The organism is Chloroflexota bacterium (genome assembly GCA_018829775.1).
GTDB lineage: Bacteria > Chloroflexota > Dehalococcoidia > Dehalococcoidales > RBG-16-60-22 > E44-bin89.
The window spans coordinates 1-17561 of record JAHJTL010000083.1 but is presented as its reverse complement, the minus strand read 5'-3'; the positions used below and the strand labels follow the sequence as shown (position 1 = coordinate 17561).

Genomic DNA, 17561 nt, shown 5'->3' with positions numbered 1-17561 from the left:
GTCACCACGCCATTCATTTCTTTAATACCCTGCAGCTTGCCTTCCTTGATGAGACCGGCAATAAGTTCGGTATGATGGACAACTTCGAAATCGCCGCCGAATTGTGGATACTCGTGTTTCAGTGTGTTGTAGCAGTGGGGACAGCCGGTGACTATCTTCTTAATGCCGTAGTTGTTCAGTATTTCGATGTTCTGCTGCGCTTGAATCTGGAAAAGGTATTCGTTTCCCAGCCGGCGTGCCGGGTCGCCACAGCACACCTCTTCAGCACCCAGGATGCCGAAGTTCACGCCGGCCGTTTTCAAAATTTGGGCAATAGCCTGCGCCACCCGGGTGCTTCTCTCCTCTAAAGCCTCGGTGCAGCCGACCCAGAACAGCACGTCAACGTCGCCCACGTCAGCAAGCGCTTTCACCTCAAGTCCCTCTGCCCAGTCGGTGCGGCTCATGGTCGTTCCCCGCCACGGATGGCCCCTGGCCTCAAGGCATTTCAGGGCGCCTTCGCCGGTCTCCGGAATGGATGCCTGCTCCATCACCAGGTTTCTCCTCATCTCAATGAGCTTGACCATCGGCTCAACGTATACCGGGCAGACCTCCTGGCAGGCATAACAGGTGGTGCAGTTCCATATTTCATCCTCGCCTATCACCTCGCCAATCATCGCCTGCCCTTTATCTCCCGGATTTTCCGTTTCAGCCTTCCGTTTCCGTAACACCGGCGCCCGCTCCAGCAGGTGTCCCCTCAGGTCCTGGATAACCTTTTTCGGGCTGAGGGGCTTCCCGCTCAGGTAAGCGGGACAGCTGTCCTGGCAGCGTCCGCAGCGCGTGCAGGCGTCAAGGTCCAGCAGGTGTTTCCAGGTGAAATTCTGGATACGGTCCACGCCGAAGGTCTCCGTTGCCTCCAGGTCAATCGGCACCAGAGCCCCACGCGGTCCCAGGTTGCGGAAAAAGACGTTGATGGGCGAAACGATTATGTGCCACAACCGGTTCCATGTCAGCGATACATAAATTATGGCACCGATTGCCAGCAAGGTATGAAGCCACCAGGCGAGCTGGTGCCACAGAAGCAACGTCGATTGCTGTAGTCCGCTGAAGCCCAGAGCCAGGACGTAGCCTCCAGGCGACCACACCGCCCAGTCCGGACTGGTCTTCAGCTCGGTGGCGGCAATGCGCAGCCCTTCAACGACGAAGCCGCTGACCGCCAGGATGAGAAGCAGCAGCAGGGCCATCAGGTCTTCCATCCGGTTGTCCAGTCGGTCCGGTTTCTGAATATAGCGCCGGTACATGGCCAGAATGATACCGATAATGAGCAACAGACCAAAGATATCTAGGACCAGCGAGAAGCCGAGATAAACGCCTCCTTCAAGGAATTCATAAAAATAATGGCTCGCCGCCACCAGCACCGTTCCGATGAACAGGACGATACATCCGGAAAAAATGAGGAGGTGGATTATACCCGGGTACAGTTCTCGGAAACGCAGCCCCCTGGTCACGCCGAAGAATTTGCCGTGCAGCAGAAGGTGGACTATCTTGTATTTAATAAGTGCCCGAATTCTTCTCCCCAGAGGATGAAGCCGGTCATCCGGTCGGCCGATTCGCCAGAGCCTTACCCGGCGGTAGAATGCATATATAAAAATGCCGACCGCCACCGCAGCCAGCACATCGATAATAACACCGAGTTGAATGTTCCAGAATACTTCCCGGGTCGGCTCCATATTTATCCCTTTCCTGGGTAAGAATTAATCATCGCAGGCGGGTAACGGCGATAAAAATACCGAGTGCTACCGATGCCAGAGCAAGGAGTATAGGGAACAGACCAAAAGGAAGGCTGAAGAACAGAAGGATACTGACCAGGTAACTTATGGCCACGCCCGCGCCGGCCACTGCCGCCAGTCCCCGACCACGCTTCCGGTTGACGGCCAGGCTGACCACTTCACCGATTGCATAGCCAACACCGGCGCCGAGCAGCAGGTTTAAAAAGAAGAACGGTAAAAATCGACTGACCACTCCCCAGATTACGCCGCAGACAATTGCCATGCCCAGCGCCGTACCGGCAGCTCTGAGGTAATATGCAGTGGAGACGCGGTAAGTGGGCAATTTATATAACCGGGCGCATTCCGGGCACCGGGCACCCACCGGCGTCTGCACCATGCACTTGGGGCATATCGGCTTACCGCATTTGCCACAACGCAGGTTGGTTTCCACTCTGGGATGAGCCGCGCACTTCATCAGTCAATCTCTTCGCTTAATTCCTCTATATCCTTCGCCTTGAAAGGGCGCCGGTACATCCAGGTTTTTCGGTCCATGATGTCACGGTCAAAAAGCAGGCGGTTCAGCAGCATCCTCTTTTTGCTGATTGCGGCAGCTTCAGTCGCTCCAGGCCCCGCCAGGCGCTTTACCACCACCATTAAAAAGATGGCTAAGAATCCCAGCGTTGTCGTTAGCGGTTCGCAAATGGCGCTGACGATTGGCAACGAAGTAACACTTGCCAGCACCGGCAGCGGTGAGCTTCGCAATATGACAAAACCCGTGGCCAGAAAGGCGAAACAGGTGATTGTCGGCCAGGGCGTCATTTCATTGATTATCGGGATAATCAAGACAACCCCCATTGAGGTAGCGATACCTCGACCACCACCGAAGCGGAGGAAGACAGACCAGTTATGCCCCACAACCGCCGCCGCACCCACCACCAGCTGCTGGGCCACGCTCAGCCCCAGAATCTGCGCCACCCAGACCATCGCCATCCCCTTGCCCAGGTCAAAAGCACCCACCGGTATACCGAGTTTCCAGGAGGTCATCCGCCAGAGGTTGCCGCCACCGGACTGTCCCGTTCCGTACTGCCTTATATCTATGCCACGGGCAACCCTGGCCGTGAGGTACGCTACAGGGACTGAACCCAGAAGATAGGCCGCAAGTATTAAGGCAAACCAGATAGCCATAGGCTCTCCGCAGGACTGACTTATTTTAAATAGGCTAACTTTACCATTTTTGGCTCGGCCCGTGCAATCAGCCTGTTTACCGCCTCCATGGGTACCTCCACCCCACCCATCAGGGTCTCATGGTTCTCATCCAGACCATGATAGTCACTGCCCCCGGTAATAATCAGCCCGTGGTTTTTCGCCAGAGCAACTAAATTGCCAATCTCTTCATTCATATAATTATTGTAATAGGCTTCAATGCCCACCATTCCGGCAGCTTTCAGTTCCACAATCATAGCTTCCGGTTCCGGGACGGTAGATGGGTGCGCCATCACCGGTATGCCACGGCTGCGCAATATCAGCTGTACCGCCTCCACCGGGGTCATCTTATCCCGCTCCACGTAGGCCGGGCCATCACGTGCGATATATTTATCAAACGCTTCTTTTATAGAGCTGATATATCCCTTTTCCAGCATCGCCTGCGCGATGTGTGGCCGGCCGATAGCCCCCTCACCAGCGATTTCCCGAACGCGCTCCCAGTTTATTTGGATTCCAAGCTCAGCAAGCTTGGCCACCATACCCTGCGCCCGTCCTTCACGGGAATACCGAAACCGCTCCAGCGCTGCGGCGAGCTCCTCGCTGGTGTAATCGATGAAATAGCCCAGTATATGAACCTCGCCACTGGGAACATCTGTGCTCACTTCCACGGCGGGAATGAACTGGAGCCGGTTTAATTTACGTGCTTCCTCAAGAGCCGGTGCTATTCCGTCAACAGAGTCATGGTCGGCCAGAGCAATGACTTCCAGACCCAGCCCTGCCGCCTTGCGGACGATTTCCTGCGGGCTGTGCCTTCCATCCGAGGCAGTGGAATGAATGTGCAGGTCAACCTTGCTCACGCCTTCTCCAACTGCCGATAGACGCGTTCTATATTATTTGCCCGGCCGCTGTCCTCGTCTACGTCAACCAGGATGGCATTTAAAGTCGGCTTCCCCTTTCCCACCGACAGGTGATGAGGCACCCCGGTGAGAAAACGCCGCAGGACTGAATCGACGTCATCACCGATGATGGAATCGGCCGGTCCGGTCATGCCGATGTCAGTCACATATGCCGTGCCCTGGGGCAGTATCTGTGCGTCAATGGTGCCCACGTGGGTGTGGGTACCCAGAACGGCGCTGACCCTGCCGTCAAGATACCTTCCCATGGCCATTTTTTCCGAGGTTGCTTCAGCATGAAAATCAACGATAACCACCGGTGGCCTGTCCCTGACTTCCTCAAGGAGCTTATCCATTGCCCGGAAGGGACAGTCGATATCAGTCATAAATGTCCGGCCCATCAGGTTGACCACCATCGTCTGCCCGGTAATGTGGTAGCCCCTCCCCGGCACTCCCGGTGGATAGTTCAGCGGACGCAGAATCGACATGTCGCCGTCCAGGTTGGGAATGATATCCTTCTGTGCCCAGATATGATTTCCCGACGTTATCACGTGAACGCCGGCCTCAATAAGCTCCTGGGCAATGGCTGAAGTCAGCCCGAAACCACCGGCGGCATTCTCGGCGTTGGCAATGACCATATCTAGCCGGTACTGCTTGCGCAGCTGCGGCAGAACCTCATACACCGCCTTTCTGCCCGGCTGGCCGACAATATCACCGATTACCAGTACTAACATAAGTGTCCTTTATTTGGCGAAGTCAATGGCCCTGGTCTCCCTCAGCACGGTGACCTTTATCTGTCCCGGATACTCAAGGCCCTCTTCTATCTTCTTCACGATGTCCCTGGCAAGTCGCATCGCGCCCAGGTCATCGATTTCCTCCGGCTTGACCAGAATACGGATTTCCCGTCCGGCCTGAATGGCGTAGGACTTCTCCACACCCTTGAAATCGTTGGCGATATCCTCCAGCGCTCTCATTCGTTTCAGGTATTTCTCCAGCGACTCACGCCGGGCGCCCGGCCTGGCACTGCTTATGGCGTCCGCCGCCGATATGATGAAACCCCACATGCTGACGTTATCCGTCTCCAGGTGGTGCTCGGCAATGCCCTGCACCACCTCCGGTGACTTGTCCCACTGCTTCACCAGGTCGGCACCAATCTGAGCGTGTGTGCCCTCAACTTCACGGTCGACCGCCTTGCCAATGTCATGGAGGAGTCCAGCCCTTTTGGCGATGCCCACGTTGGCTCCCAGCTCGGAGGCAATCATCCCGGCGATATGGGCTGTCTCAAGGCTGTGCGCCAGGCAATTTTGACCATAGCTGGTGCGGTATTTCAGACGACCCAGCAACCGGATAATCTCCGGTCTCAGCCCATGCACGCTAACCTGATAGGCTGCCTGTTCTCCGGCACTGTTGATATCCGCATCCACTTCTTCTTTCGCCTTGGCGACCACCTCTTCAATACGTGCCGGATGGATGCGCCCGTCAAGTATCAGCTTCTGTAACGCGTTGCGGGCGACCTCCCGGCGCACCGGGTCAAAACTGGAAAGTGTAACCGCCTCAGGGGTATCGTCGATGATAAGGTCCACACCGGTCGCCTGCTCAAGAGCCCTGATATTGCGCCCTTCACGGCCAATGAGTCTCCCCTTCATTTCATCACCGGGCAGCGGTACCACGGACACCGTGGACTCGATCACGATTTCTGAGGCGTTGCGCTGAATCGCCTGGGAGAGGATTTCCCGAGCCTTCTCATTGGATTCTTCTTTCAGCTTCGCTTCCCACTCGCGAAGTCGCCGCGAGGTCTCCTGCTCCATTTCCACCTGCATGGCATCAATAAGTTGCTGGCGCGCTTCCGCGCTTGACATGCCCGAAATCAGCTCGAGCTGTTTCAACTGCCTGTCTCTCAGCTCGCCAAGCTGGCCACGTATCGACTCGATTTCCTTTTCCTTGCCGCCCATGTTTCTCTCCCGCTGCTCGACGCCTTCGAGCTTCCTATCAAGGTTTTCAATTTTCTGGCTCAAGCGGTTTTCCTGACGCTGCAGCTCGGAACGCCGCTCACGATATTCGGTATCCACTGATGCTTTGGTCTTTCGCACTTCTTCCTGGGCATTATTCAGCACCACACTTGCCTCATCCCTGGCTTCGCCAATCATTTTGGCCGCTTTGCGCTCGGCAATGCGTATCTGCCGGTTGAACATCACCCGACGGAAAATAAAAGCCGCCATACCGCCAAAGACAGCACCAATGACAAAGGCAAAGAATATTGCCAGAATTACAATAAGATCCAATCCCATTCTGTCACCCCCTTTTCTTTTTCTTTTTACTTTTGTTTATCGGGGGCAGCTTAAGACAGCTGCGTTACTGAGTTTCACCAAGACATAAGCTATCCCGAACTGTTCCCGCGTTCCTGCCATATCCTTTCCAGCGTATGACCGATGACTTCATAGTTAAAACCCCGCCGCCGGAGATAGTCACCGAGTCGGCGTCTAAAGCTCGGATAGTCGGCTGGTGTCCCGCGACGCGTCTTCTGAAGCGCCGCCCGATAGGCATTTTCACCGTCATCTATACCGGCTACCACTCGCTCGATAACGTCGTTCATTACCCCCATCCGTTTTAACTCCAGGCTGGTGAGCCACCGACTTCTCGGCCTGAATGACTCCCGATTCTCCTTCCAGAACTGAGCAAAAGCCTCGTCATCCAGTAGATTCTGTTCCCTGAGCCGGGCAATCGCCGCGTCTATGGTTTCCACGGCAAAGCCGCGGCGCTGCATTCGCTCTCTGATTTCCGACTCACTGCGCGGACGGTAGCTGAGGTAGCGGTAAGCTGCCTCCAGACAGCGTTGCAATTGGTCGCTGCCGGTCAGTGCCTCGACCTGAGCGACGGAAAGCTCCTGGCCAACCTGCAGGTTTTCCTTCGCCGCAACCTCAGCCCCCAGGCTGAAGGCAAACCTTCCGTCCAGAAACACGTTTATTCTCTTTTCTTTTCTCCTCCCCGTGCGGAGTTCGGTAATCCTGCTCACCTTGCTTCTTTCCTTCAAAAACATAAGGCTGAAGCCCATATGCCTCAGCCTTACACTCTCCACGATATTCTGTTTTCTGTTATTGCAAAATGCCCTTATTCACTGGGCACGGCTAAATGAGTGGTATTGGCTGAGGCCCTTATTTTCTGTTCCATTTCCTGGGCAAGCTCCAGGTTCTGCGCCAGATAATGCCTGGCCGCTTCCCTGCCTTGCCCGAGGCGGACATCGCCGTAAGAGAGAAAGGCGCCAGCTTTGCTTACCAGTTCCATTTCCAGACCGAGGTCGATGAGATTGCCCTCTTTGCTTATGCCGTGGTCGAACATGATGTCGAAATCGGCATTGCGGAAAGGAGGGGCAACCTTGTTCTTCACGACCTTGGCCCTGACGTGGTTTCCGATGGCTTCATTACCCTGCTTGATGGTCTCCACGCGCCTGAGATCGATGCGCACCGAGCTGTAAAACTTCAATGCCCGGCCACCCGGCGTTACCTCGGGATTGCCGAAGATAATGCCGACCTTTTCCCGGAGCTGGTTGATGAATATTACCGCTGTCCCGGAACGGCCAATGGCCGCCGCCAGCTTGCGCAGGGCTTGTGACATCAGACGCGCCTGCAGGCCCATCTGCGGCTCCCCCATATCCCCCTCAATCTCAGCCCGGGGCACCAGCGCTGCCACGCTGTCGATGACGATGGCTTCAATGGCGCTGCTCCTGACCAGCGCCTCGCAGATTTCCAGTGCTTGCTCCCCGGTATCCGGCTGGGAGATAAGCAGTTCCGCAACATTAACACCGCAACGTGCCGCATATGATAGGTCTAACGCATGTTCAGCATCAATATAGGCAGCCATACCACGTTTCTGAGCTTCCGCGATGATGTGCTGGGCCAGGGTAGTCTTCCCGGACGCTTCCGGACCGAATATCTCCGTGATGCGACCTTTGGGAATACCACCAATACCCAGGGCCAGGTCCAGAGCCAGCGAGCCGCTGGGGATGGCTTCCACGCGAGGTATACCCCCGGACTCCCCCAGCTTCATGATGGCGCCTTTGCCGAACCTTTTCTCAATCTGGCCAATCGCCAGCTCTAAAGCCTTCTCTCTTTCGGTAATCATCTGCCTTTTTTACATAATAGCAGACAAATGTTAACAAAACAAGGGAAAATTTATCGTTCTGGGTCATGAAATGTGTGAAAATATTATTGATTAAAATTCTGGCATCGGCGGCAGGGAGCGCTTGTGGGCGCTGCTATTCATCATAGTTTCAATCTTTTTCCGCACCTCTTCTGATGCTTCACCGGTGAGAATAAATCCATCAAGCGCCTCGTAGCTCACCCCCATCTCCGCTTCATCCGTCTGCCCCTCCCAGAGCCCCGCCGAGGGTGCTTTGTCAATAACGGGCGCGGGTACACCGAGGTAACGCGCCAGCTCTCTGACCTGTCCCTTGACCAGATTGGCCAGCGGCACGATGTCCACCCCACCGTCTCCGTGCTTGGTGAAGTAGCCGATGGCGACCTCGCTGCGGTTGCTCGAACCAACCACCATATATCTGAGCTGGTTGGCAATATAGTAAAGCGTAATCATCCTCAGTCTGGGTTTCAGGTTGGCATGTGCCAGGTGTTTAAGTTCTGGATTATCCTTAAACTCGGGCAGTTTCTTGAGGAAAGCCTCATAAATAGAATCGAGAACCACCTCTACGGTGGGAATATCGAATTTATCGGCTACTGTCTGGGCGTGCGCTTTATCGTCGGGGTTACTGTGGCAGGGCATCATCACGCCCATTGTATTCTCCGGAAATGCCCGCTTGCACAATACCGCCACCACCGAGGAATCAACGCCGCCGCTCATCCCAATCACCACTCCCGGGCAACCTCTTGCCGTTACTTCGTCTTTTATCCACGAGATTAACTTTTCGGCCAAATCCTCGACATTCATCCATGCCTCCAGGGCGATTTCATGTTATCGCCAGTATACTATGGTACGGTTAAGCGGTCAAAATGATGATATACTTTTCAAAATGATTATTATATACTCGGCACGGGAGGTGATGATATGGCGTTAAGTCACCGCGAAAGAGTTATCAGGGCACTGAGCCACCAGGAACCGGATAGAGTACCCATTGATCTCGGCAGCACCATCTGTACCAGTGCCCATATCGCGACATATCAAAAACTGAAAGCCCATTTTGGCGTAGATGCCGAGGATACAATCATAAATAAGATGATGCAGACGGCCGCCATCCATGAACCTATCCTCCAGGCGCTGGACATAGACTTGCGCGCCGCACTTCCAGGAGGGCCGGATAACAAGCCAGTTATCCCTGTCGGGGACGACGGCTACCAGGACGAATATGGAGTGGTGCGCCGCAAGCCACCCAGTTCATTCTACTATGACCTGGTAAAGTGTCCCCTCTCCGGACCCATAACCATTCAGGATATCATCAACTTTCCCTGGCCTGACCCCACCGACCCCGGATACACCCGTGGGCTGCGGGAGCGACTTTTATACTTACGGGAGAACACTGATTATGCCATCGTGTTACGTCTTCCGGTGCCATTCGTGCACACAACCCAGTTCGTGCGCGGCTTTGAAGACTGGTTCACTGACCTGGCCGTGGATAAAAAACTGGCCGGGGCCCTATTTGATGCCGCCGTGGAACATAATACCGCCGTGGCCGCGGAAATCCTGAAAGCAGGTGGTGATTTGGCCGATGTGGTGGCTTTCAGTGAAGACCTGGGATTTCAGAATGGGCTTATCGTTTCCCCGGAGCTTTACCGGGAGCTTTTCAAGCCCCGCCACAAAAAATATTTTGATATGGTTAAGAAGCACACTTCCGCTTTCATTCATCTCCACTCCTGCGGCTCCATCTACAAGCTCATACCGGACCTGATTGAGCTTGGCGTCGATGTCCTCAACCCGGTTCAGGTCGCCGCCAGAGATATGGACTCCAGCAAGCTGGCCGCCGAGTTCGGTCACCGGCTGAGCTTCTGGGGCGGCATCGATAGCCAGACCGTGCTGCCCAAGGGAACCGCCGACGACGTAAAAGCAGAGGTCAGGCGGTGCATCAGCGACCTCGCTCCCGGCGGCGGCTATATTGTAGGAGCGGTGCATAATATCCAGCCTGACGTGCCGGTAGCGAACATCCTCGCCATGTACGAAGCGGCCAAGGAGTACGGCAAATACCCCATTTCTGCAGACTGAATTGACCATAGACCAGAAAAGCCGTAAACTGGATAGCAGGTGATGAAGTATGCCCATTTATGAATATACCTGCTCTGATTGTGAGCTCACTTTTGAATTGATGAGGCCGCTCAGCGAGGCGGACAAGGATGCTGCCTGCCCTCGCTGCCATAACCGCGCCCGGCGAATAATGTCGGCCTGCGTTGCCCTGTCCCGGGACAGCAGCGGTGAGACGTCTCGAATTTCCGGCACCGGAAGTTCCTGCGCCAGCTGCGGTGCCAGCAGCTGCACTACCTGCGGTTATTAGCGAGGAAGCGGACCTACCATGACCGTCCCCACCCGTACCGGCATTGCCCACCTCCCCCTCCATTACGGCAAAGCGCCACCCTGGCTTTTCCAGCGCATGATAAAACTGGCGCGGGAAATCACGCTGGCCATCGTGGCTGATTTCGGCCCCGAAGAGATGCTGCACCGACTCTCCCACCCCTACTGGTTCCAGTCACTGGGCTGCGTGCTGGGCTTTGACTGGCACAGCAGCGGCGTTACCACCACGCTCTGCGGTGCGCTCAAGGAAGCGGTTAAGGGCATGGAGCGGGACATCGGGCTGTACGTCGCCGGCGGCAAGGACGGTATACCCTACCCCGTGGACCGCGAGACCTACGACCAGAGCATCGAGCTGCTCTCCAAGGCAATCAAGAAAGCCAGACTGGGATTGAGCGAGAAGGATGAGGCACTGAGGCGGCTTAATCGTATAAGTTTAAAAGAATAGATCCAATAAATTCCTCATATGTCCCAACCACATCCCGCGCGCCCAGCCTCACAGATTGGACTTAAGCTATCCCCTCCAGCCCCCTGACCACATCATTGAGGTCGTTGAAGGGCGTGCACTTCAGGTTTTGCTTCAGGCAGTGATTGAGCAGGTCGTCGCGGGCAAAGATATAGTCGGCCAGACTGGCCGGGTCTATATCCGAATACCCGTCACCAATGTAGGCCACGCGGTAGCCCCGACCCAGGTGCAGTTCCACATAGGACTTTTTAAAATTGTCCACTATCTGATGGCCATCGGGATTGACATAGGTGATATTGAGACCGTCCGGACTGAAATCGGTATGCGCAGCAAACACCTCGATACCCGTTACGCCGATATGTTTCAGGATAGCTTCGATGTAAAACTTCAGCCCGTTGCTGACGATGACAAATCCAAAGCCTTTCTCCGAACATAAGTTCAGTAACTCTTTAAATCCGGGGCGGATATTCACCCTGTTCTCAGAAAAGAGATAGTCGAGCATGGTCGCCTCATCGGCTTTAATCATGGCAAAAGTCCTCTGGCTGAAGACGCCGACCGGTATCCTGTGCTCGCGGTATTCCTGCAAAATCTGCCGCCAGTCGCCATCGGCAAAAGCGTCCAGGAGCATAAAGCTCACATCAAACTCGGCGATGGTGTTGTCGAAGTCACATTGAACCAGCGTTTTTGCTTCAGTGGAATCCATGCGCTCTCCTGCGGTTGGTGATGATTTTGCGGGCTTTGCTGCGTGCCAGATGGCCGATAGCGTTCCCTATACAAGATACCATCAAAGCGGCGTGGAAGTCTATTTGACGAGGTGCTAGAATAAAATCGAGTATTGGACATCATGGCAACCGACTACATTATCGGCACCTCGGGCTGGCACTACGAAAATTAAGGAGACCAGATTGACTGATAATTCATACCGACTTTTAATAGTCGACATTGACGGTACGCTGGTAAATCGATACGGCACGATTTCAGACACCGACAAGGAGGCATTGTCCCAGGCCCGCGAAGCGGGCTTACAGGTCGCCCTGTCCACCGGTCGTGGCCTGCAAGCAACCATGGGCATCATCAATGAGCTTTCACTGGATAGCTACCACATTTCATTCGACGGCGCACTGATAAGTCACCCCGGTTCCAGCGAAGAGATATACGTGAACCCCATCGGCAAAGACCTGGTAAGGCAGATGATTGATGTTGCCCACCAGTGCCACGTTGACCTTGAGCTTTTCACCGTGACGCACTACTTTGTGGAGCGGGAGACGTGGTCGACCAACGCCCACCGCGATTTCTTTGGCGTTTACCCGACCATGGTCGACTTCCATCAGGTCTGGGAGCAGGAAAGAATCCTCAAGGGAGGTGTAGTACCCACCAGCCCCGAGGAGACAGCCAAGGCCGTGAGTTTCTGCAGTCAACTGGACCAGCGTCTCCACCTTTCGCGGGCAAGAACGCCTGCTTATCCCGATGTCGAGTTCATCAACATCCTGGCGCCCGGTGTCTCCAAGGGGAAAGCACTGGAAGAGCTGGCCGCCCACCTGAAAGTGCCACTCAGCGAGGTTATCGCTGTGGGGGATGGCACCAATGATGTCTCACTGCTGACCACGGCCGGGCTTGCCATCGCCATGGGGAATGCGGCGGATGAGGTGAAAGCAGTCGCCGATTACGTTACCCTGGACGTTGACCATAGCGGGCTGGCGGCAGCGCTGAAAGCGTTCCTCTAGCCCAGAAACCGCACCATAAGGTCGGAAAATTCACGAATTCGATGCCGGTAGACGCTGTGGCCGGAATCCTGAAAAACGCGCACCTGACAGTTGGGAATCCGCTCGGCAGCGAGTATGGCATGGCGAACGGGGACAATGGGGTCTTTGGCACCCCAGACGAGCAGCGTGGGCATCAGTAACTCGGAAAGCTGGTTTGCCAGGACCGTGGTCTGCCCCTTTATGGTCATTATGCTTTTCCCTATGCTCATTCTGAAGAGAGAGGGCGGAGTTACCTTTTCCAGCGGATAATTTATTTTCCTGACCAGCCACCCTATTGCCCTGAATACAGAGACTATGGTCTTTTTCACAATTCGATAGAAAATGGGCAGGGACAGAATTCTGGACCAGAGCGCAATTTCTCTGCCAAGGCAGAGGCTGCTTATCAAGACCAGCCGCTCGATTTTATGCGGGAATTTGAGCGCATAGTTCAGGGCAATGCCACCGCCAAGCGAATGCCCGATGAGGTGGAAGTGCCCCAGTCCCAGACTGCGGGAGAAGTCCTCGACAAATGTGACGTATGAAGACAGGTCGAAGTCCTCATCAATCGCCTTGCTGTGACCAAAACCGGGGAGGTCGGGCAAATAGACCTGGTAATTCTTGGAGAGCTCGGCGGCATTTTTCAGCCAGGCACGGCCACTGTCACCACCGCCATGAATCACCATGAGGGGTTCGCCCTCACCGCCCGTTAGATAGTGGATATCAAGTTGCCCCACTTTTACATTTTCCGGACGCAGATTGTCTCCTTCTGAATCGTCGTTAATTATTTCAGAAAACGTTTCCTTACTCATCGATTCTCTTTCCATACTCCATAATTACTATCGGTTATTCATTACCTTTTCCAGTATAGAACAAAGAGGTTAAGAACTTATTAAAACACCACCATAAATTCTTAACAAAAGCTTACAAAATTCTTACAAAATGGCAATAAACAAACATTAAAGAACATGGCACAAGCCGAATGTTCATCGGCCGAGCGTATGGTATAATGAAGACGCTTGAGATTTTCCACTTAACAGAAAGAAAGGCGCTAAAAACGCCTTCCAATATATATTTTAACCGAATAAGGTCGCCGTTTTCAAATCGCAGCCTATCCGGCAAAACCTAGCGAATATCACTTTAAGGGGGTATATACATGGCCAAAGTTCAAATGGGTCCCAGAACCAGTATTTATCCGATGCCCGCACTCCTGGTCGGCGCCAATGTCGATGGCAGGCCAAACTTCATGACCGTGGCGTGGGGTAATATCGCCAATGCCGAACCGCCCATGGTAGCCGTTGCCATACGGGGCAGCCGTCATACCCACAAAGGCATTGAGCAGAACAGGACTTTCTCCGTCAACATCCCTTCCGCCGACCTGGTAAAAGAAGCCGACTACTGTGGCATTGCCTCCGGCGCCAAGGTAGACAAGGTTAAGGACTGCCAGTTCACCGTGTTCCATGGCAAGCTGGACACGGCGCCCATGGTTGAACAGTGTCCGATTAACATTGAATGCAGCGTTCTGCATTCCCTGGAACTGGGTAGCCATACGCTCTACGTCGGCCGGATTGAGGAGGTCCACGTTTCCAGCGACTGTCTCACCGACGGCAGGATTGACCTGGACAAAGTGAAGCCGCTGGCCTATCTGGGAGACCCGTCCCGGCAGTATCATAGCATTGGTAAACTCCAGGGCAAAGGGTTCAGCATCGGCCTGGAAATAAAAGGCAAAAAATAGATATAGCCATGGCCAAAAACGCCCGCTCAGACTCCCGAAGCAGGGTGGTGACCACCAGCTGCGATTATGACTGCGGTGGCCGCTGTCTCCTGAAGGTACACGTTGACGGAGATGAAATCACTCGAATCGACACCGGGGAAGGGCCGATGCCCGGCCTGAAAGCCTGTCCCCGGGGTCTGGCCCAGAAGGAAATCGTATACGCGGAAAATCGCCTCAGACAGCCATTGAAAAGGGCAGGGGAAAGAGGCAGCGGTGAATTCAAACCAATCCCATGGGAAGAAGCGCTCGATACCGTGGCGCGAGAACTCCGGAGAGTTAAAGATAAGTACGGAACCGGCGCCATTTTTCTCATGGACCACACTGGGTCACAGGGTGCCCTGCATGGTTCGCAGAAAGCTGGCCGCCGCTTTTTCTCCCTCTTCGGAGGTTGCACCACCTGGTGGGGCAATACCTCTCTGGAAGCAGCCGTTTTCTCCTCGCTGATAACTTACGGCACCACCTTCACCGGGACCAGCCGGGATAATTTCCTCCATTCCAGATTGATAATCATGTGGGGCTGGAATCCGGTGGTCACCCGCTTCGGCCCCGACACCATCCACCACCTGTCGCAGGCGAAGAAAGCGGGAGCCAGAATTATAAGCGTTGACCCGAGGTACACTATCTCGGCGAGCACACTGGCCGAGCAGTGGGTTCCGATAATACCGGGAACGGACACCGCCATGCTCCTGGCTATGGCCCACGTCATGATTGATGAGGCTCTCTATGACCAGCACTTCATCGAGACTTATACCATCGGCTTCGAGCAATTTAAGGATTATGTAATGGGCGAAGAAGATGGTGTGCCTAAAACACCCCCGTGGGCTGAGAATATCACCGGCGTGCCCGCCGAAACTATAAAGCAGCTGGCCCGGGACTACGCCACCATCAAACCGGCGACTCTTTACGCCAGCTGGGCACCGGGACGGACGGCCTTCGGGGAGCAATACCACCGGGCGGCAAGCGCTCTGGCTGCCATGACCGGCAATATCGGGATTACCGGCGGTTACGCGGCCGGTGGCACCGGTCGAATTCCCCTGGGTAACCTCGGCGGGACTTTGCCCATATCAAAGAGCCCGAACTATTTTGTACATGTTACCGATATTTATGATGCCTTATTAAAAGGGAAAGCTGACGGCTATCCATACGATATCAAACTGCTGTATATTGTCGGCTGCAATTTATTGAACCAGTTTTTGAATACCAATAAAGGTGTATCGGCACTGCAGAGCCCGGAGTTCATCGTGGCGCACGAACTCTTTCTTACCCCCACGGCCCGCTATGCTGATATTATCCTCCCGGTGACGACCGCACTGGAACGTACTGATATAGGACAACCCTGGACCGGAGGACCTTACTTTATCCACATGGACAGGGCCATAGAGCCATTGCCACAGACGAAATCGGACCTGGCCATTTTCGCCGAACTGGCTTCCCGGCTGGGTATGCCCGATTACAATGATAAGTCTGATGAGGCCTGGCTCAGGGAATTTGCCGCGGCCACTCCAGACCTCCCGGAATATGAGGTTTTAAAACGCGAAGGAGTTCACGCCATTCCTCTGGACCAGCCCTGGGTCGCTTTCAGAGAGCAGGTTGAGGACCCGGCCCATCATCCTTTCCCCACCCCCTCTGGCAAGATAGAGCTATACAGCCAGCAGCTGGCGGAAAGGCAGGACCCCCTTCTCCCCCCCGTCCCCAAATATATTCCAGCCTGGGAAGGCCGGGATGACCCTATCGTCAGCAAATACCCCGTTCAGCTGGTGAGCCCCCACTCCAAGGCCAGGGTTAACTCGCAGTGGCACGGTATCCCTCGCCTGGATGCGCTGGCCAATGACGCGGTCTGGTTGAATCCCAACGATGCGCAGTCACGAGGCATCGCCGATGGCGACAGGGTGAAAATATACAATGACCGCGGGCAACTTCTCACCACAGCTAAAGTAACCGAGCATATTATGCCGGGAGTTGCCAGCCTGGACGCTGGGGCCTGGTTTGAGCCGGACAGCGACGGCCTCGACCACGGCGGCTGCGTCAATGTGCTCACCAGGGACCAGGCATCTCCCGGGGGGGCTTTCGCCTGCAATAGCTGCCTGGTGGAAATAAAAAAAGTTACCTGAGGGAAACGGGTTAAGCTTCTTCAGGTTGGTATTTCTTCACCACTTCCGGGTCGTAGGCCGCCCTGCGCCCGATGCACTGCTCCCGCGGACATATCTGGCAGCTCTCAAAACTGACCTCGGTGGGAAAGAAGATACCGGATACCGATTTTATTGGGACCATCAGAAAAGAATCGGTAAGCCTGACGCCGATAAGCTCTTCAACCTTTTCCCTTCCCCCAAAAATGGAGAATAGCCCCTTTTGCTGAGTTATTGGCCAATCGTCCCCGGCCCCGGCACCTGGCGCCATTCGGGATAACTGCCCCAGTGCATATCTTTTCTTCAGGTCGCCCTCAACATATTGTCGGGCCAGGACTACCGCCGTCTCTTTTATCTGGTCAAGGTAATATCCCTTAATGAAATCCGTGGACGGGATGTCGATCTCATCCAGTTCCCGACCGCAGGTAACGACGTAAGGAAATACACGCTCCACTTTGTCCAGGTTAATCCTGAGAACACGACTGGTGAATTCGACGCCGCCTATTTCCATTGAGTCGCCATTTTTGTTCTCAATGTAGGAAACATCGAAGACTGCCTTGGGTTTGGCGATAGGGCGGGCAATATCCAGCATTTCCCGTATTTGTCCCAGGATATTATCGCTTCTATTGCGGAGGCGCATCCGCTTTATAACGGCTTCAAGGCTCAGCTCAATCGGGATGCTGTTCAGTACTTCCATCGTGCTCTTTCCTTAAAAAAGAGATATGCCTGAAACGAGGACTTATCCGGGTGAACAGATGCGGGCCTGCCTCCAGTATTATCGCAGGCGTTCGCGGATGGCCTTGCGTACCGCTTCCTCTATCGTTTCCTCAACCTTCAGGGTACGCTCATATTCCAGCTTGGACAGCTCTTCCTCACAGAAACGCTCAAATAGTTGCCTCCCCTGCCTCCAGCCAGTGAGCCAGACCAAGCCCAGTCCGATAACGGCCACCGGCGCCACGATTTCAAGGGCGAATCCCTGAAAGAGCAGGATAATAACGATGATTAAAACCACAAAGAGAAAAATGGCGATATTCAGGTCCCATCTGGCGGTGCGAGCTCTATCTTTCGCCCTCTGAATGGCAAGCCGTTCCCTTTCTTTATTTTTACGCTC

Annotated in this window: 19 protein-coding genes; 6 read left to right on the top strand and 13 right to left on the bottom strand. The window is 54.6% G+C overall.

Annotated elements, in window-relative coordinates; translation table 11 throughout:
* From KKD83_08370 to nadE, 9 genes are all read right to left on the bottom strand, one after another.
* The coding region (locus KKD83_08370) for a (Fe-S)-binding protein (GenBank protein MBU2536159.1) at positions 1 to 1706 on the bottom strand (1706 nt) is incomplete at its 3' end.
* A 28-nt stretch (positions 1707 to 1734) separates the two neighbouring features.
* On the bottom strand, positions 1735 to 2220 hold the full coding sequence (locus KKD83_08365; GenBank protein ID MBU2536158.1) for a B-box zinc finger protein: 486 nt from the start codon (positions 2218 to 2220) through the stop codon (positions 1735 to 1737).
* Entirely contained in the window at positions 2220 to 2930 is a 711-nt protein-coding gene (locus tag KKD83_08360) for a glycerol-3-phosphate acyltransferase (GenBank protein MBU2536157.1), read from the bottom strand. Before KKD83_08360 ends, KKD83_08365 begins: the two co-directional genes overlap by 1 nt.
* A gap of 20 nt (positions 2931 to 2950) precedes the next feature.
* Positions 2951 to 3805, bottom strand: a complete 855-nt coding sequence (locus KKD83_08355) for a PHP domain-containing protein (GenBank protein ID MBU2536156.1) — start codon at positions 3803 to 3805, stop codon at positions 2951 to 2953.
* Entirely contained in the window at positions 3802 to 4575 is a 774-nt protein-coding gene (locus tag KKD83_08350; protein MBU2536155.1) for a TIGR00282 family metallophosphoesterase, read from the bottom strand. Before KKD83_08350 ends, KKD83_08355 begins: the two co-directional genes overlap by 4 nt.
* 9 nt (positions 4576 to 4584) lie before the next feature.
* A complete protein-coding gene (rny, locus tag KKD83_08345) occupies positions 4585 to 6129 on the bottom strand; it encodes a ribonuclease Y (GenBank protein MBU2536154.1) in 1545 nt (514 codons plus the stop codon).
* A gap of 89 nt (positions 6130 to 6218) precedes the next feature.
* Positions 6219 to 6878 carry a RecX family transcriptional regulator gene (locus tag KKD83_08340; protein ID MBU2536153.1) on the bottom strand — a complete coding sequence of 220 codons (660 nt, stop codon included), beginning with the start codon at positions 6876 to 6878 and terminating at the stop codon, positions 6219 to 6221.
* A gap of 71 nt (positions 6879 to 6949) precedes the next feature.
* The gene (gene recA / locus KKD83_08335) at positions 6950 to 7960 is read right to left on the bottom strand and encodes a recombinase RecA (GenBank protein MBU2536152.1); all 1011 of its coding nucleotides are present in this window, start codon (positions 7958 to 7960) and stop codon (positions 6950 to 6952) included.
* Positions 7961 to 8050: 90 nt separating this feature from the next.
* Positions 8051 to 8779, bottom strand: coding sequence for an NAD(+) synthase (gene nadE, locus KKD83_08330; protein ID MBU2536151.1), 729 nt, complete (start codon positions 8777 to 8779; stop codon positions 8051 to 8053).
* A 117-nt stretch (positions 8780 to 8896) separates the two neighbouring features.
* On the opposite strand from nadE, the gene KKD83_08325 reads away from it, so the two are divergent.
* From KKD83_08325 to KKD83_08315, 3 genes are read left to right on the top strand one after another with little or no spacing between them, the layout of a single operon-like run.
* Positions 8897 to 10045, top strand: a complete 1149-nt coding sequence (locus tag KKD83_08325; protein MBU2536150.1) for a hypothetical protein — start codon at positions 8897 to 8899, stop codon at positions 10043 to 10045.
* A 49-nt stretch (positions 10046 to 10094) separates the two neighbouring features.
* Positions 10095 to 10331, top strand: coding sequence for a zinc ribbon domain-containing protein (locus KKD83_08320; protein ID MBU2536149.1), 237 nt, complete (start codon positions 10095 to 10097; stop codon positions 10329 to 10331).
* Positions 10332 to 10349: 18 nt separating this feature from the next.
* On the top strand, positions 10350 to 10793 hold the full coding sequence (locus tag KKD83_08315) for a DUF763 domain-containing protein (protein MBU2536148.1): 444 nt from the start codon (positions 10350 to 10352) through the stop codon (positions 10791 to 10793).
* A 61-nt stretch (positions 10794 to 10854) separates the two neighbouring features.
* Here KKD83_08315 and KKD83_08310 read toward each other — a convergent pair whose 3' ends face one another.
* Positions 10855 to 11514, bottom strand: coding sequence for an MtnX-like HAD-IB family phosphatase (locus KKD83_08310; GenBank protein MBU2536147.1), 660 nt, complete (start codon positions 11512 to 11514; stop codon positions 10855 to 10857).
* Positions 11515 to 11716: 202 nt separating this feature from the next.
* Here KKD83_08310 and KKD83_08305 point away from each other — a divergent pair, with 202 nt between their 5' ends.
* Positions 11717 to 12535, top strand: coding sequence for a Cof-type HAD-IIB family hydrolase (locus KKD83_08305; GenBank protein MBU2536146.1), 819 nt, complete (start codon positions 11717 to 11719; stop codon positions 12533 to 12535).
* Here the strand turns inward: KKD83_08305 and KKD83_08300 are convergent.
* Positions 12532 to 13362, bottom strand: coding sequence for an alpha/beta fold hydrolase (locus KKD83_08300; GenBank protein MBU2536145.1), 831 nt, complete (start codon positions 13360 to 13362; stop codon positions 12532 to 12534). The genes KKD83_08305 and KKD83_08300 overlap by 4 nt on opposite strands.
* Before the next feature lie 344 nt (positions 13363 to 13706).
* On the opposite strand from KKD83_08300, the gene KKD83_08295 reads away from it, so the two are divergent.
* Together KKD83_08295 and KKD83_08290 are read left to right on the top strand one after the other, a co-directional pair.
* On the top strand, positions 13707 to 14285 hold the full coding sequence (locus tag KKD83_08295; protein ID MBU2536144.1) for a flavin reductase family protein: 579 nt from the start codon (positions 13707 to 13709) through the stop codon (positions 14283 to 14285).
* An 8-nt stretch (positions 14286 to 14293) separates the two neighbouring features.
* A complete protein-coding gene (locus KKD83_08290; protein MBU2536143.1) occupies positions 14294 to 16435 on the top strand; it encodes a molybdopterin-dependent oxidoreductase in 2142 nt (713 codons plus the stop codon).
* Between the two features lie 10 nt (positions 16436 to 16445).
* Here the strand turns inward: KKD83_08290 and KKD83_08285 are convergent, their stop codons facing one another.
* Both KKD83_08285 and KKD83_08280 read right to left on the bottom strand, forming a co-directional pair.
* Entirely contained in the window at positions 16446 to 17147 is a 702-nt protein-coding gene (locus tag KKD83_08285) for a vitamin B12 dependent methionine synthase (protein ID MBU2536142.1), read from the bottom strand.
* A gap of 78 nt (positions 17148 to 17225) precedes the next feature.
* The coding region (locus tag KKD83_08280; GenBank protein MBU2536141.1) for a hypothetical protein at positions 17226 to 17561 on the bottom strand (336 nt) is incomplete at its 5' end.

Excerpts from the sequence above, each read along its gene's own strand:
- KKD83_08290 (MBU2536143.1), top strand. The coding sequence starts at position 14,294 with ATGGCCAAAAACGCCCGCTCAGACTCCCGAAGCAGGGTGGTGACCACC.
- KKD83_08340 (MBU2536153.1), bottom strand. The coding sequence starts at position 6,878 with ATGTTTTTGAAGGAAAGAAGCAAGGTGAGCAGGATTACCGAACTCCGC.
- KKD83_08320 (MBU2536149.1), top strand. The coding sequence starts at position 10,095 with ATGCCCATTTATGAATATACCTGCTCTGATTGTGAGCTCACTTTTGAA.
- KKD83_08365 (MBU2536158.1), bottom strand. The coding sequence starts at position 2,220 with ATGAAGTGCGCGGCTCATCCCAGAGTGGAAACCAACCTGCGTTGTGGC.
- rny (MBU2536154.1), bottom strand. The coding sequence starts at position 6,129 with ATGGGATTGGATCTTATTGTAATTCTGGCAATATTCTTTGCCTTTGTC.
- KKD83_08315 (MBU2536148.1), top strand. The coding sequence starts at position 10,350 with ATGACCGTCCCCACCCGTACCGGCATTGCCCACCTCCCCCTCCATTAC.
- KKD83_08360 (MBU2536157.1), bottom strand. The coding sequence starts at position 2,930 with ATGGCTATCTGGTTTGCCTTAATACTTGCGGCCTATCTTCTGGGTTCA.
- KKD83_08285 (MBU2536142.1), bottom strand. The coding sequence starts at position 17,147 with ATGGAAGTACTGAACAGCATCCCGATTGAGCTGAGCCTTGAAGCCGTT.
- KKD83_08325 (MBU2536150.1), top strand. The coding sequence starts at position 8,897 with ATGGCGTTAAGTCACCGCGAAAGAGTTATCAGGGCACTGAGCCACCAG.
- recA (MBU2536152.1), bottom strand. The coding sequence starts at position 7,960 with ATGATTACCGAAAGAGAGAAGGCTTTAGAGCTGGCGATTGGCCAGATT.
- nadE (MBU2536151.1), bottom strand. The coding sequence starts at position 8,779 with ATGAATGTCGAGGATTTGGCCGAAAAGTTAATCTCGTGGATAAAAGAC.
- KKD83_08350 (MBU2536155.1), bottom strand. The coding sequence starts at position 4,575 with ATGTTAGTACTGGTAATCGGTGATATTGTCGGCCAGCCGGGCAGAAAG.
- KKD83_08310 (MBU2536147.1), bottom strand. The coding sequence starts at position 11,514 with ATGGATTCCACTGAAGCAAAAACGCTGGTTCAATGTGACTTCGACAAC.
- KKD83_08295 (MBU2536144.1), top strand. The coding sequence starts at position 13,707 with ATGGCCAAAGTTCAAATGGGTCCCAGAACCAGTATTTATCCGATGCCC.
- KKD83_08300 (MBU2536145.1), bottom strand. The coding sequence starts at position 13,362 with ATGAGTAAGGAAACGTTTTCTGAAATAATTAACGACGATTCAGAAGGA.